This window comes from Neorhizobium sp. PAMB6630, from assembly GCF_058242775.1.
This window is the reverse complement of the sequence record NZ_CM177836.1, coordinates 521,889-536,186: the sequence shown is the minus strand read 5'-3', so window position 1 is coordinate 536,186 and position 14,298 is coordinate 521,889. Positions and strand designations below refer to the sequence as shown.

14 protein-coding genes are annotated in these 14,298 nt (G+C 60.5%); 5 read left to right on the top strand and 9 right to left on the bottom strand.

What is annotated here, in order from left to right; translation table 11 throughout:
- Positions 1-6: 6 nt before the first annotated feature.
- On the bottom strand, positions 7-264 hold the full coding sequence (grxC, locus tag AC4CWF_RS02520) for a glutaredoxin 3 (RefSeq protein WP_491283571.1): 258 nt from the start codon (positions 262-264) through the stop codon (positions 7-9).
- Positions 265-313: 49 nt separating this feature from the next.
- On the bottom strand, positions 314-1,090 hold the full coding sequence (locus AC4CWF_RS02515; RefSeq protein WP_491283570.1) for a ComF family protein: 777 nt from the start codon (positions 1,088-1,090) through the stop codon (positions 314-316).
- 97 nt (positions 1,091-1,187) lie between these two features.
- Here AC4CWF_RS02515 and AC4CWF_RS02510 point away from each other — a divergent pair, with 97 nt between their 5' ends.
- The gene (locus AC4CWF_RS02510) at positions 1,188-2,066 is read left to right on the top strand and encodes a methyltransferase domain-containing protein (protein WP_491283569.1); all 879 of its coding nucleotides are present in this window, start codon (positions 1,188-1,190) and stop codon (positions 2,064-2,066) included.
- Between the two features lie 61 nt (positions 2,067-2,127).
- Here the strand turns inward: AC4CWF_RS02510 and AC4CWF_RS02505 are convergent, their stop codons facing one another.
- From AC4CWF_RS02505 to AC4CWF_RS02480, 6 genes are all read right to left on the bottom strand, one after another.
- A complete protein-coding gene (locus AC4CWF_RS02505; RefSeq protein WP_491283568.1) occupies positions 2,128-2,295 on the bottom strand; it encodes a Flp family type IVb pilin in 168 nt (55 codons plus the stop codon).
- 66 nt (positions 2,296-2,361) lie between these two features.
- Positions 2,362-2,682 carry a hypothetical protein gene (locus tag AC4CWF_RS02500; protein WP_491283567.1) on the bottom strand — a complete coding sequence of 107 codons (321 nt, stop codon included), beginning with the start codon at positions 2,680-2,682 and terminating at the stop codon, positions 2,362-2,364.
- Between the two features lie 293 nt (positions 2,683-2,975).
- Complete coding sequence (mutT, locus tag AC4CWF_RS02495; protein ID WP_491283566.1) at positions 2,976-3,404, bottom strand: 8-oxo-dGTP diphosphatase MutT; 429 nt, start codon at positions 3,402-3,404, stop codon at positions 2,976-2,978.
- On the bottom strand, positions 3,401-4,207 hold the full coding sequence (locus tag AC4CWF_RS02490) for a GNAT family N-acetyltransferase (RefSeq protein ID WP_491283565.1): 807 nt from the start codon (positions 4,205-4,207) through the stop codon (positions 3,401-3,403). Before AC4CWF_RS02490 ends, mutT begins: the two co-directional genes overlap by 4 nt.
- Positions 4,188-5,423, bottom strand: coding sequence for a bifunctional glutamate N-acetyltransferase/amino-acid acetyltransferase ArgJ (gene argJ, locus AC4CWF_RS02485; RefSeq protein ID WP_491283564.1), 1,236 nt, complete (start codon positions 5,421-5,423; stop codon positions 4,188-4,190). The genes AC4CWF_RS02490 and argJ overlap by 20 nt, the downstream gene beginning before the upstream one ends.
- A gap of 67 nt (positions 5,424-5,490) precedes the next feature.
- Entirely contained in the window at positions 5,491-6,333 is an 843-nt protein-coding gene (locus AC4CWF_RS02480) for a peptidylprolyl isomerase (protein WP_491283563.1), read from the bottom strand.
- Between the two features lie 261 nt (positions 6,334-6,594).
- Here AC4CWF_RS02480 and secA point away from each other — a divergent pair, with 261 nt between their 5' ends.
- The 4 genes from secA to AC4CWF_RS02460 all read left to right on the top strand — a co-directional run bounded on the left by secA (position 6,595) and on the right by AC4CWF_RS02460 (position 12,647).
- Positions 6,595-9,303 carry a preprotein translocase subunit SecA gene (gene secA, locus AC4CWF_RS02475; RefSeq protein WP_491283562.1) on the top strand — a complete coding sequence of 903 codons (2,709 nt, stop codon included), beginning with the start codon at positions 6,595-6,597 and terminating at the stop codon, positions 9,301-9,303.
- A gap of 197 nt (positions 9,304-9,500) precedes the next feature.
- On the top strand, positions 9,501-10,925 hold the full coding sequence (locus AC4CWF_RS02470; protein WP_491283561.1) for a lipopolysaccharide biosynthesis protein: 1,425 nt from the start codon (positions 9,501-9,503) through the stop codon (positions 10,923-10,925).
- 61 nt (positions 10,926-10,986) lie between these two features.
- Positions 10,987-12,249: a GNAT family N-acetyltransferase gene (locus tag AC4CWF_RS02465; protein WP_491285164.1), complete on the top strand. Its 1,263-nt coding sequence runs from the start codon at positions 10,987-10,989 to the stop codon at positions 12,247-12,249.
- A gap of 191 nt (positions 12,250-12,440) precedes the next feature.
- Complete coding sequence (locus tag AC4CWF_RS02460) at positions 12,441-12,647, top strand: hypothetical protein (protein WP_491283560.1); 207 nt, start codon at positions 12,441-12,443, stop codon at positions 12,645-12,647.
- A 783-nt stretch (positions 12,648-13,430) separates the two neighbouring features.
- On the opposite strand, the gene AC4CWF_RS02455 is transcribed toward AC4CWF_RS02460, so the two are convergent.
- Entirely contained in the window at positions 13,431-14,117 is a 687-nt protein-coding gene (locus tag AC4CWF_RS02455) for a hypothetical protein (protein ID WP_491283559.1), read from the bottom strand.
- Positions 14,118-14,298 lie beyond the last annotated feature (181 nt).

Here is a 14,298-nt window from a genome sequence, read left to right as displayed (position 1 = left end):
TACACCTTATGCAGCCAGAAGCGGATCGAGCTTGCCATCACGGTCGAGCGCGTGCAGATCGTCGCAACCGCCGACATGCCGGCCGTCGATGAAGATCTGCGGGAAGGTCGAGCCGCCATTGGCCTTCTGGATCATGTCCTGGCGCAGTTCCTGCGAAAAGGTGGCGTCATGTTCGGTAAAATTCACGCCCTTCGACTGCAGCAAAGCCTTGGCGCGGGCGCAATAACCGCACATCTGGCGGGTGTAGATGACGACGTCTGCCATGATGATCTCCGTGAGAGGAAACGCTATCGCGTAATCTTGATGCTGTTCGTCATATAGGCTCGGCCAGCGCCATTGCAAAGGTCAAAACCGTGACGTCGGCGGCCCCTGCCCGCTTCAGCGCACGCGCGGCAGACGACACAGTGGCACCGGTGGTGAACACATCATCCACCAGCACCACACGTTTGCCGAAAACCTGATGCTCCTCGCCCTTCACCACGCGAAAGGCAGCCCGCACATTCTCCTCGCGGCCGCGTGCGGACAGCCCCACCTGCCGGCTGGTGCGCTTTCGGCGCATCAGGGCGCGGGTGAGAAGCGGGCGGTGGCTGAGCCGCGCCAGATGGCGGCCAAGTTCTGCTGCCTGGTTGAACCGCCGCTGCATCAGCCGCGTCCAGTGCAAGGGCACCGGGATGATGGCATCGCAAAGCGCCAGATGCTCCCCCGCTGCACGCGCCATCCAGGCCGCCATCATGGGCGCGAGATCCGTGCGGTCGCGGTATTTGAGGCCATGAACCAGCGTGCGCGCGGCCCCTTCATGCAGCGCAACAGCCCTTAGCCGGTCGAAGATCGGCGGCTCGGCAATGGCAAGCGCCGAGACCATGCCCTCCCCCGGATCATGGGCGAAGGGAATGCCAAGGATTTCGCAATAAGGTTTTTCGATGAACCGCATGCGGCCCCAGCACGCCCCGCAGAGGCCATAATGACCGGCGGTTCGCACGCCACAGGCGGCACAACAGGGAGGATAGACCAGATCGAGCACCGGCCGCAGCAGCAGGCGCGGCGAAAACCATCGCGTGACGCTCTCGATTTTCTCCGCCTCGTCCACCATGTCTTGACATTAGCGGCTCGTCAGCGCCCATGCGACACGAAAATGCAGAGGTCGCCGCCAGACCGACACCTGCCCTCAATGATTTTGGACGCACAGCATGGACATCCTCTTCGACCTGCCATTGGTAACCGCACGGCGCGAACGCGCCATGACAAGGGCCGTTGCAGGAACCGATTTCCTGCTCGACATCGCCGCCAATGAACTTGCCGAGCGACTGAGTGTGGTGGAACGCCATTTCGAGGACGCGGTGGAACTGCATGGCGGCGGCGGCAATGCCGCGCGGGCCGCGTTGCAAACCGGCAAGATCGGCCACCTGTCGCGCATCGAGACCAGCGTGGTTTTTGCGGGATCCGGCGAAAATATTTCCACGGCCGGTCTTGAGGACATGCCGCTCGCAGACCAGTCGGTCAATCTCGTGCTGTCGCCGCTGTCGCTGCATCTGACCAATGATACGCCGGGAATGCTGATCCGCATCCGCCGGGCGCTGAAGCCGGATGGTCTGTTCATGGCAGCCATTCCCGGCGCCGGCACGCTGTCTGAACTGCGCGACGTGCTTCTGGCAGCGGAAGCGGAACTGTTTGGCGGCGCAAGCCCCCGCGTCATTCCATTTTCCGACGTGCGCGACATCGGCGCCCTCATGCAGCGGGCAGGCTTTGCCCTGCCTGTGATCGATGCGGAAACCTACACGGTGCGCTACGACACGCTGTTTCACCTGATGCGGGATCTGCGCGCCATGGGCATGGGAAATCCGCTTGCCGGGCGCAGCCGAACGCCGCTGACGCGGGCGTTTTTTGTGCGGGCGGCAGAAATCTATGCAGAGCGTTATTCCGATCCGGACGGGCGCATCCGCGCCACCTTCACCATCGTCTACACGTCCGGCTGGGCGCCCCACGAAAGCCAGCAGAAGCCGCTGAAGCCAGGATCTGCCAAGATGCGGCTGGCCGATGCGCTGCGCGTGCCCAAGGATCCGGAATAAAGCCGCGTGAAGGATCTTCTGGTGCTTAAACCATCGTCCGGCCACTTCGGTCGGACGAGTATCAGGGGGCGGAAAACACGGCGGCAAGGCCGGCAAGCATGTCCTGCAGGGCGCCCGTGAAGGAGCCAAAGCCCGCCACCACTGCCACGGAGAGTATGGCGAGGATCAACCCGTATTCCACCGCTGTCGCACCGTGATTATCAACGAAGAATTTGCGCAAGGTCGCCATGCTGCCTCCGGGTCTTGACCCGAAGGCATAACACTGGCGCCTTACTTGCAGGTTACCGCACCCGTCTCAGCAGGTGGTTTCGCCGTCATAACCCTGCGTGACGCAGACCGAACCCGGCGTCTGCTGCAGCACGCTGCGACGGATCGTGTAATGTTTGGTGCCCGTCTCGTCCGGCTTGATCGAGCCGGTGGTCAGGAGATCGATTTCCTGCTGGACATTGGCCAGATGGCGCGTGTCCGTCCGCTTCACCAGCATCGGCGTGACGATCAACGATAGCGCGATCGCTGCCGTGCCGAACAGCAGGGCGATGTTCAGAACGCCGGTTCTGCCGGATCTGACCGTGACCCTTTGCTGGGCACGAACAGTCTTCCAGAATTCCTCATCCATGAGAGCCTCGTTACGCAATTACTTTATCGAAGCTGCATATTGCACCCTTCGGCTAAAGGATCTGTTAACGTCGATTCATTCATCGCCGCCGAATTATGAAAGCTGTGGATAAATCAACACACCGACTTTTTGCGCCCGTTGCCCAAGCATTCACAGTTTGTTCAAGAATTCTCTTTGGTGCGGCGAAAATGGTGATGTCGAGAACCGGAGCGGAGCGTACATTTGGTATGTGAGCACCGGACAAGCAGAAATCGCCATTTGCAGCCCGCCAGAGGGAATTATGGGACAGACTGTCAGAGCAGATCCTGCAGGAAAGGGATCAGCGGCTCGTCCGCCGGCGGCATGGGATAATCGCGCAGCGCTGCAGGCCGAACCCATTTCAGTGCCTGCCCTTCCCGACCTGACGGAATACCCTCGTAACGACGGCAGACGTAAAGCGGCATCAACAGATGAAAAGTCTCATAGGTGTGGCTGGCAAAGGTCAGCGGCGCGAGGCACGCGACGCGTGTGACAATGCCGAGTTCTTCGTTCAACTCGCGCACCAGCGTTTCCTCCGGCGTTTCGCCGGGCTCCACCTTGCCGCCGGGAAATTCCCAGAGGCCGGCAAGGCTCTTGCCTTCCGGGCGCTGCGCCAGAAGAATGCGGCCATCCGTATCGATGAGCGCGCAGGCGGCAACCAGCAGGATCGGGCGCGGCTTTGCCGTCTCGTCGGCTTTGCTCATGCGCCGGTCTCCTGGCGCCAGTAACGATACTGGTAAGCCTCGGTGAAGCCGAAGCGGGAATAGAGCGCAAGCGCCGGAATATTGTCCACATGCACCTGAAGCCAGGCGGTGCGGGCGCCGCTGATACGGGCCCAGCGCAGGGCGGCTGTCAGCATTTCGGTGCCGGCCCCCTGACGCCTGCGATCGGCGGCAACCGCAAAGGAGAGAATGCCGGCAAGATCGGCATCTTGTACGCAAAGCGTCACGGCAACCGGGCCTTCGCCGGGATTTTCCGCAATGAACAGGCCGGTGGCCGGCTTGATGGCCGACAGGATTTCGGCCATCGCCGGCTTCAGCGACTGATCTTCGCCATGCACGGCAAGCGAGGCATCAATATAACGGCCGATATCGTGGCTCGGCAGATGACCGAGCGTATCGGGCAGTTCGAGCCCCGCCAGATCAGCCACCATGACGCTCACCGTCTCGAACGGCGCCCAGCCATCGGCGGCAAGCGTTTCCAGCAACGGCTTTGGCGAAAGCGGCGTCTCGCGCACAAGAAGCGTACGGCCATAATGCTCGAAGCGCTTGCGGGCCTTTTCGATGCGCAGTTCCACGTCACGGTGGTCGGACGGATCAAGCGGCACCAGGCAGTTCAGCCGCTTGGAAGGATGCCCGCCCGTCAGCCGCACCTGCCAACTGCCGTCATAGACCACGGAGGCCGCCGGCCAGGCGCGGAAGCCGACAGCTTCGAGACGCCGGACAAGCGGAAGATTGCCGTGGGGAGAAATTGCCTGCATCAAAAGTTCAGCTCCGGTAGTCGCCATTGATGGCGACATATTCCTTCGTGAGGTCACATGTCCAGACCGTTGCGGTGCCATGGCCAAGGCCGATATCGGTACGGATGACGATATCCTCCTGCTGCATGACAGCCGTTGCCGCCGCTTCCGAATAGGAAGGATCGCGTTCGCCGTCGACAGCCACCCTGACATCGCCGAACCAGATCGCCAATCGGTCGCGGTCCGCCATCTCGCCGGACTTGCCAACGGCCATGACAACACGGCCCCAATTGGCATCTTCGCCGGCCACCGCCGTCTTGACCAGCGGAGAATTGGCGATGGAAAGTGCGATGCGTTTGGCGGCAACATCGTTTTCGGCACCGGTCACGGTGACTTCCACCATCTTGCGCGCGCCTTCGCCGTCGCGCACGACCTGCAGAGCCAGATCCTTCAGGAGGTCGTTGAGGGCCGCGCGAAATCCGTCGATGCGCGGATCATCTGCTGTTTCCACCCGCACCTGACCGTCCGCCTTGCCCGTTGCAAAGAGAAGCAGCGTATCGGAGGTGGACGTATCGCTATCGACCGTCACCGAGTTGAAGGTGGCGCCGACGCCGGCCGACAGCAGTGCCTGCAGAGCGTCCGGCGCGATATCGGCGTCCGTTGCAACAAAGGACAGCATGGTCGCCATGTCGGGTGCGATCATGCCGGCACCCTTCGCAATGCCGTTGAGGGTGACGGTCACGCCGCCGATCTCTGCGGTGCGGGTGGCAACCTTCGGATAGGTATCCGTCGTCATGATGGCCTTGGCCGCTTCCAGCCAGAAGCTGCCGGTGGCAGCACCGTGCATATCACCCAGAACGCCGGCAAATTTCGTCGCATCCAGCGGCTCGCCGATCACGCCGGTCGAGGCGAGATAGACTTCGCCGACATCGCAACCGACCGCCTCGGAAGCCGATTTTGCCGTCAGCTCCGTCGATGCCTTGCCCTTCACACCCGTAAAGGCATTGGCATTGCCGGAATTGACCACAACCGCGCGGGCGCGGCCGTTGCCGAGGTTGGCGCGGCAAAAATCCACCGGTGCCGAGGGGCATTTCGAACGGGTAAACACGCCCGCAACGGAGGCCGGTTCGTCAAACACCATCAGCAGCACGTCGGTGCGGTTCTTGTACTTGATGCCGGCAGCAGCCGTTGCCATGCGCAGGCCCTTGATGGCCGGCATGTCGGGATAGGATTTGGGAGCGAGGGGAGAAACGGTTGCGGACATGTGCTTCAAGACCCGGACAAGAAAAGGCCCGCAAATGCGGGCCGGTTGATGAAATATCGAAAGCGGCTTATTCGCCCTTGGTCATGTCTTCATAACCCTTACGCAGGGTTTCGTCGACAATCTCGACCTTCTGGTCGGCCTTGGCCGCATCGATGATGGCAGAATACTTCTCCTGCATGACGATCTGGCGAACCTGCGGCTCGACCTGGTCGAATGCCGGCGGCTGCGCATCACGCTTGTCTTCCACCTTGATGACGTGGAAGCCGAACTGCGACTTTACCGGCGTCTTGGTGTAGGTGCCCTTTTCAAGCGCAAAGGCTGCTTCTTCGAATTCCGGAACCATGCGGCCCTTGGTGAAATAACCGAGATCGCCACCGTCGGACTTGCTGGTGTCTTCCGACTTTTCCTTGGCGAGTTCCGTGAAATCCTTGCCTTCATCAAGCTGCTTGATGATCGCCTTGGCCTCGTCCTCGGTCTTCACCAGGATGTGGCGGGCGTGGATTTCCTCTTCCTTCGGCATGGCTGCGACTTCCTTGTCGTAGCGGGCCTTGACCTCTTCCGGCTTCAGCGTTTCGAACTGCTGGCGCAGATAGGCATTGTGCAGTTCGCGTTCCTGCAGGAAGGCCATGCGCTTCTTGAAGTCGTCGCTGTTCTGCAGGCCGGCTTCTTCAGCCTTCTTCGAAACAAGCTTGATGTCGATGATCTGCGACAGCGCTGCGACCTTCTTCTGGTCATCCGGCATCTGCTGATACTGCTGGCTCAGATTGGCGATGGCCGCGTCGAGTTCCGACTGATGGATTTCCACGCCGCCAACCTTGGCGACCAGGGCATCGTCCTGTGCAAAGGCGGGCGCCTGGAAAAAGACGGCCACGGCCACAGCGGCAGTCGCGAGGAATTTATGGCGAAACATAAGGAACTACCTTTCGAATTGGGCACCGGCCCCGGATGTCGAGACCGGCCGGAACACTGTCAGAAACACCGGATTGTGGCCATTCTGTAACGGCGGGAGCCGTTGACATCATTCGACCCCCCTCTTATCTGTCACGCTACTTCGCGTCCAGAAGAGTTTCCGGGCCGGTGTTTGTATTTTGCCTGTCGCACAGACAGTGCAAAACCACCTGCCGGAAGATGCTTTAAGGGATGCCACATCAGTTTGGAAAGGACCACTCGAATGGTCAGCTTCGGTGGGATAGCCCGCAAGTTTTTCGGTTCGGCCAATGAGCGCCGCGTCCGTGCCTATCGTTCCCGCATCGAAGCCATCGGTGCGCTGGAAGAAAAGACGAAAGCACTCTCCGATGAGCAGCTTGCCGCCAAGACGGTGGAATTCCGCGAACAGCTGGCCAGTGGCAAGACGCTGGACGATCTGGTCATTCCAGCCTTTGCCGTAGTGCGCGAGGCTTCGCGCCGCGTCCTGGGCATGCGCCCCTTCGACGTGCAGCTCACCGGCGGCATGATCCTGAATGACGGCGCCATTGCCGAAATGAAGACCGGCGAAGGCAAGACGCTGGTGGGAACGCTTCCGGTCTACCTCAATGCGCTCTCCGGCAAGGGCGTCCATGTCGTGACCGTCAACGACTATCTCGCCAGCCGCGACGCCGCCATCATGAGCAAGCTCTACAGCTTCCTCGGGCTCACCACCGGCGTCATCATGCATGGCCTCGATGACGACCAGCGCCGTGCCGCTTACGGCTGCGACATCACCTACGCGACGAATAACGAGCTTGGCTTCGATTATCTGCGCGATAACATGAAATATGATCGCGGCCAGATGGTGCAGCGCGGCCACAACTACGCGATCGTCGACGAAGTCGACTCGATCCTGGTGGACGAAGCCCGCACGCCGCTGATCATTTCCGGCCCGCTGGATGATCGCTCGGACCTCTACAACACCATCGACGCCTTCATCCCGGCGCTGACGCCCGACGATTACGAGATCGATGAAAAGCAGCGCTCGGCCAACTTCTCCGAAGCCGGCACCGAGAAGCTGGAAAACCTGCTGCGTGAGGCAGGGCTTCTGAAGGGCGAATCGCTCTACGACGTCGAGAATGTCGCGATCGTCCACCACATCAACAATGCGCTGAAGGCCCACAAGCTGTTCCAGCGCGACAAGGACTACATCGTCCGCAACAACGAGATCGTCATCATCGACGAGTTCACCGGCCGCATGATGCCGGGCCGCCGGTATTCCGAAGGCCAGCACCAGGCGCTGGAAGCCAAGGAAAAGGTGCAGATCCAGCCGGAGAACCAGACGCTCTCCTCGATCACCTTCCAGAACTATTTCCGCATGTACGAAAAGCTTGCCGGCATGACCGGCACGGCCTCGACGGAAGCGGAAGAATTTTCCAACATCTACGGCCTCGACGTCGTGGAAGTGCCGACCAACCTGCCGATCCAGCGTATCGACGAGGATGACGAGGTCTACCGGACCGGCGAGGAAAAATTCAAGGCGATCATCGAGGAGATCAAGGCGGCGCATGCGCGCAACCAGCCGGTTCTCGTCGGCACCACCTCGATCGAAAAATCCGAACTGCTGGCCACCATGCTGCGCCAGGACGGATTTGAGAATTTCCACGTTCTGAACGCCCGTTACCACGAGCAGGAAGCCTATATCGTTTCCCAGGCCGGCGTGCCCGGCGGCGTGACGATTGCCACCAACATGGCCGGCCGCGGCACCGACATCCAGCTCGGCGGCAATATCGACATGCGCCTGGAACGTGAACTGGAGGGCATGGAGCCCGGCCCGGAACGCGATGCCAAGGAAGCGGCGATCCGCGAAGAGGTCAAGCAACTGAAGGCCAAGGCGCTGGAGGCCGGCGGCCTTTACGTGATTGCCACCGAACGCCATGAAAGCCGGCGTATCGACAACCAGCTGCGTGGTCGTTCCGGCCGCCAGGGCGACCCGGGCCGCTCAAAATTCTACCTGTCCCTTCAGGACGATCTGATGCGCATTTTCGGGTCCGACCGCATGGATTCGATGCTGCAGAAACTGGGTCTCAAGGAAGGCGAGGCCATCGTCCATCCCTGGATCAACAAGGCTCTGGAGCGCGCGCAGAAGAAGGTCGAAGCCCGCAACTTCGACACCCGCAAGAACCTTTTGAAATATGACGACGTTACCAACGACCAGCGCAAGGTGATCTTCGAGCAGCGCATCGAGCTGATGGACGCGCCGGATCTCACCGAAACCGTCACCGACATGCGCCATGAAGTCATCGACATGCTGGTGACCAAGCATATCCCCGAGCGCGCCTATGCCGAGCAGTGGGATGCCAATGGCCTGAAGGAGGGCGTCGAACGCCTCCTCAACCTCGACCTGCCGATCCATGAATGGGTGCAGGAAGAAGGCATTGCCGAAGACGATATTCGTGAGCGCGTGCTTGCGGCAGCCGATGCCGCCGCCAAGGACCGCACCGAACGCTTCGGCCAGGAAATCATGACCTATGTCGAGCGCTCCGTGCTGCTCCAGACGCTGGATCACTTGTGGCGCGAGCATATCGTCAACCTCGACCACCTGCGCTCCGTCGTCGGTTTCCGTGGTTATGCCCAGCGCGATCCGCTGCAGGAATACAAGGCGGAAGCCTTCGAGCTGTTCCAGGCGCTGCTTGCCAACATGCGCGAAGCTGCAACCTCCCAGCTGATGCGCGTCGAACTGATGCGCGACGCACCACAGGCACCGGAGCCACCGCCGGTCATGCAGGCGCACCATCTCGACGCCACCACCGGCGAGGATGAGTTTGCCACCGCCGCCCTCCTGCCGTTTGCAGCACCCGAGGACCGCGATCCGAACGATCCCGCCACCTGGGGCCGTATCGGCCGCAATGAGCTTTGCCCCTGCGGCTCCGGCAAGAAGTTCAAACACTGCCACGGCGCCCTGATCGCCTGATCGGCAGGCATGAAGCACAGCCCTCCAAGGCATGATTCGCACAAAACAAAAGGGCCGCTCCGCAAGGGCGGCCTTTGGCGTTATGGCGGGAGAAAACCCGCACATCCCATGCCGGTGAGCCTCCGCCGCAATCGTTTCTTAACAGTAAAGACCGCATGATCGGGGCTGGATCCTTGCCCCAGTAGAACGTGCCCTTCATGACGGTCATCGACACAGCGCAGAAATTGCTGCCGCTCAGCGTGAAGACGCGGCTGTCACCGTTGCTGCGCGGGCTCGAACCGATCCTTGCCGGCAGCGATGAGACCGCACGCGCCCAGCGCATGGCGATCATTGCCTTTGCCATCCGGGTTCTCAGCGCGGCCATCGCCTTTGTCGCACAGATCGTCATGGCGCGCCTGATGGGCGAGTTCGATTACGGCATCTTCGCCTTCGTCTGGGTTCTGGTCGTGGTGTTCGGCAATCTCTCCTGCCTCGGCTTCCACACCACCGTCATCCGTTTTCTGCCGCAACATCAGGCGCGTGGCGAGGATGATCTGGTGCGCGGCCTCAACTGGACGGCGCGGGTGTTTGCCCTGTTGTCGGCAAGCCTGCTTGCGGGCGTCGGTTTTGCCTTCCTTGGGCTTTTTGACGAAGCGGTGGCCGATTACTGGCGCGTGCCGGTGTTTCTCGGCCTGTTCACCTTGCCCATGATTGCGCTTGGCGATGTTCTGGAAGGCACTGCCCGTGCCAATGGCTGGGCGGTTACGGCGCTCAGCCCCACCTATCTCATCCGCCCGCTGCTGATCCTTGTCCTGATGTTGCTTGCCATCCAGCTTGACGAACCGCGCACCGCAACCACCGCGATGACGGCAGCCCTTGCCGCCACCTATCTCACCACGCTCTTCCAGTTCATCCGCGTTACCTGGCGCCTGCGCCGCCACCTCGGCCCCGGTGGCCTTGCCTTCGACATCCGCCCCTGGACGCGCTTTGCACTTCCCCTCTTTCTCGTGGATGGCATCGGCTTCCTGCTCACCAATTCCGATGTAGTGGTCGTCGGGCTTTACCTGCCGCCGGACCAGGTGGCGGTCTATTACGCGGCGGCAAAAACCATCGCATTGGTGCAATTCGTCTATTTTTCGGTGAAGGCCGCCGCCGCCCCCGGTTTTGCCGCCATCATGGCAGGCGGCGACAGGGCCGGGCTTGCCGTCTTTGCCGGAAAGTCTGCCCGCTGGAGTTTCTGGCCATCGCTTGCTGTCGGCCTTGGGGTCGCGGCACTCGGACATCTGCTACTGTCGCTGTTCGGGCCAGCCTTCACCGAGGGCTATCCGTTGATGCTGGTGCTGCTGGCCGGCATTCTGGCAAAGGCCTCCGTCGGCCCCGGCGAAGTGCTCCTCAACATGGCAGGCCGGCAAACGCTCTGCGTGGCGCTTTATGCCTGTGTGCTCTCTGCCAGCATCGCCCTCAATATCGTGCTCATTCCACGCCTCGGCCTGATGGGTGCCGCAATCGCCACGGCGTCTGCCATGACGCTCGAAGCGGTGCTGCTGCATATCGCTGTTCGCCGCACCCTCGGCATTGTCATTTTCGCGTTTGCGCGGCCGTGCCCCGCTATTTCAGATGAAAGGCCGGACGGTCATGACTGAACATCCGCCGATGACGAAACCGTTTGCCCAGGCGGCAGAGGTCCGGTCACCCCGTTTCGAGATGCCAGCACCCACCCGTCTATCGACCGAAGCACCCGCGGCGGCTGTTTCGCGACAACGGCCGGCAAGCCCCGTCGCACCGCTCACCATTGCCACCGGCCGGCCGGGCCGCTCGCTTGCCATCTATCCCGGAGCCATGGGCTACGATCTGGAGGAAGAACTCGATTTTCTCTCCAACCGCGTCATGGAACCGAACATCTTCTTTGCCGGACGCGTGCTGGCACCGGCCATGCCGCGCATCGAAGACCGCAAGGTGCAACTGGCGCTGATCCGCGACGAGACCGAGCGCTCCAGCCGCATGCGCTTGCTCATGCCGTTTTCCGTCGAAAAACCCGGCTTTGCGCTCGGCGCGCCAATTCTTCGGGCGTGGTCAAACCCGTATGGGCCGCTTGGCACACCCCTGGTGGACGCCGAGGACGCGGCCGAAACGCTCGATAACCTGCTGGAGGCGCTGGGAGACCGGCAAACCTCTTTGCCCAAGGTGCTGGTTCTGCCTGATCTCAGGCTGTCCGGCCGATTTTCCCAGTTGATCCGCGCCGTGGCCGTCGGTCGCAACCTGCCGGTTTCCGTTACCGGCACCTATCAGCGCCCGATCCTGCACAGCAGCCTCGATGGGGAAACCTATCTCAGGCAATCGCTGTCTGCCCACCACCTGCGCGACATGCGCCGCCAGTGGCGCAGGCTTGCGGCATCTGGCACCCTCACCCATGATGTCGCCCGCCAGCCCGCCGATATCCGCCGCCGCACGGAAGAATTCCTGGCGCTTGAGGCGCGCGGCTGGAAGGGAAAGAAGCGCTCGGCCCTGATCAATGACCGCTACCATGCAGCCTTCGCCCGCGAGGCCATCGGCAACCTGGCCGAGGTTGACGGGGTGCGCATTCACACGCTCAATCTCGACGGCCGCGCGATCGCCTCGCTCATCGTTTTCATCATGGCCGGTGACGCCTATACCTGGAAGACGGCCTATGACGAAGCCTATGCAGGCTTCTCACCGGGTAAGCTGTTGATGATGAAGCTCACCGAATGGCATCTGGACGATGCCAATATCACCCGTTCCGACAGTTGCGCTGCCTTCGATCATCCGATCATGAGCCGTTTCTGGCGCGAACGCGAAACCATGGGCACGCTGGTCATCGGCCTGCAGGAAAGCCTGGACCGCGACACCCGCCAGGTGGCGACCCAGCTTCACCTCTATCGCAACACCCGCAACATGGCCCGCCTGCTGCGCGAAAAGATCCTGCGGCTGCGGGTCCGCGAGGAATGATGCCCCGCCCTTGGCGCCTGATCCCTTGCACTTTAACGGTTTTTGCAGGTCGTTTTGATATCGAAATGCCCGACATCCGGCCTACGCAACCGCACACCTGCTTTCTGTCGCCCACGCCGGCATGGTCCGCACAAGGAAGCGCATGGCATCGGTTCTGCAGAAAGCCTATGCCCCCGCTTCGAGGATAGACAATGATGGACCTGATCAGCTTCAAGAACACCCATGACCAGCAGATCTACATCAACCCGCAGCACGTGGTTTATGTCGCCCGTTTCGAGGATCAGGTCACGGTCGTTGCCCTTGCCATCCCCCATAACGGCAGCCACTTCCAGTTCTACGTGCGCGGCGCGGCCGAACAGGTCAGGCAGAAACTTCTGGGGCCGCAGCACGGAAGATAATGAGATATTTTCACGGCCTTGAACTGGGGCCGGACGTAACAGGAGGAGCTGCCGACAAATCGGTTTAAGCTGAGTGCAGATCGAGATCCGCTTCCCCCACCTCAATTCGAGTGCGGGAAAAGGCCAACATTCCACAACGAAAACAAAGTCGAATTCGTAAAGTGGTGCCCCGTGCCGCCGTAGAATACGACTGTGATTTCAGGTGCTTGAGCATCCCTCACCGCCATACCGTGGCAGTTGGATTATTTCAACGATCTGCACAACCTACCGCACCTGAGATTATTATCGATCGCGATCCAGGACTAGTTAATGGTTCTCGGTCAAACCAGCCACCGGACCGAAGAACAAGATCAGAAGAGGCAAGTGCCTGGCGGGGAACAAGGTCGTCCGCGCCGCAGGACCAGCGAACCCGGTCGGCCTATATCTTCGGCGCGATTTGTCCCAAGTTTGGAAAGGCTGCCGCTCTTGTCACGCAGTGGTGAGAAACCCATGCCATGAACCAGCACCTCATCGACGTCTCGCGCCATATCGCTGACAATGCCAACGCCATCCTCATCATGGACCAGAACAACGCGGGTTGGCATATGTCCAAAAACCTCGTCGTTCCACAAACCATCACAATCCCGCCACTACCGCCCAAATCGCCCGAGTTGAACCCCGTCGAACCTATGGCAGTTCACGAGGGACAACTTGCTCTAAAACCGCGTCTTCAAGTCCTAGGAGGATCGTTGAACTGTCGACCACAGCTGCTACGCTTGGAGGACACTGCATCCTTTGGTGGCATCAATTTCTTCTCAGCACAGCGGTCACGTCCCTGCCATTCCTCTCAATCTGTTCAAAAACATATTGCGCGCCATTAGCCCAGGGCACCGAACAGGTTCTGCTATATGGACAGGCCTCTACACCCCGACCCGGCACTCTTGTCTGCACGCCTGACCGACTGTCGTAGATCGCGATAATCTCAGCGAGCAATCTGCCTGTTTGATCACAAATAGTCATGCCGACCTTCAGTCTAACTACCTCGGTATCCAGCGCCTCTGCTGCCAAGCAACCGTTGGCCGGTGCAGAAGACATCGGTGCAGCGATTGACGCCAAAGTCTGCGTAGGTTTCATTTTCGCCAACGCTACGGCAATAAGATTCTCGATTTGATCCGGAGTGACAGACGAACCCGCTGGTCCCTGTGGTCCCCGATCGCCCTGTTTACCTTGTGGCCCAGTGTCTCCCTGATCCCCTTTTGGGCCTTGTGGGCCCGCTGCGCCGCGTGGCCCGGCACCTGACACACCCTGGGTTTTTTCAAGAATGGTCTGGAGCTGGGTTACCTGCCCTTTGAGCTGCGCAACCTCCTGTTGAGAATTATCGACCTGGTTTTTGAGATTTCCTACCCATACTCCAAGAGCGATAAGCGCGCCTGCAACAGTCACTAGACTTGGCAAGTCCCCGATTAACCGCTTCAACCATCCCTCGGTCATGCTAGCTCCGACATAAGAAATACCAATTATATTCTGAGCTTACGACAAGAAGGAGTCGAGTATTAACTGATAAACTATGAAAATTTTGCGACAATATCCCCAACATATAAACAACCTTCTATTTAGACACCATTCTATTGACGGTATAACGGCGGTTCGAGTCCGTCCTCGCCCACCATTT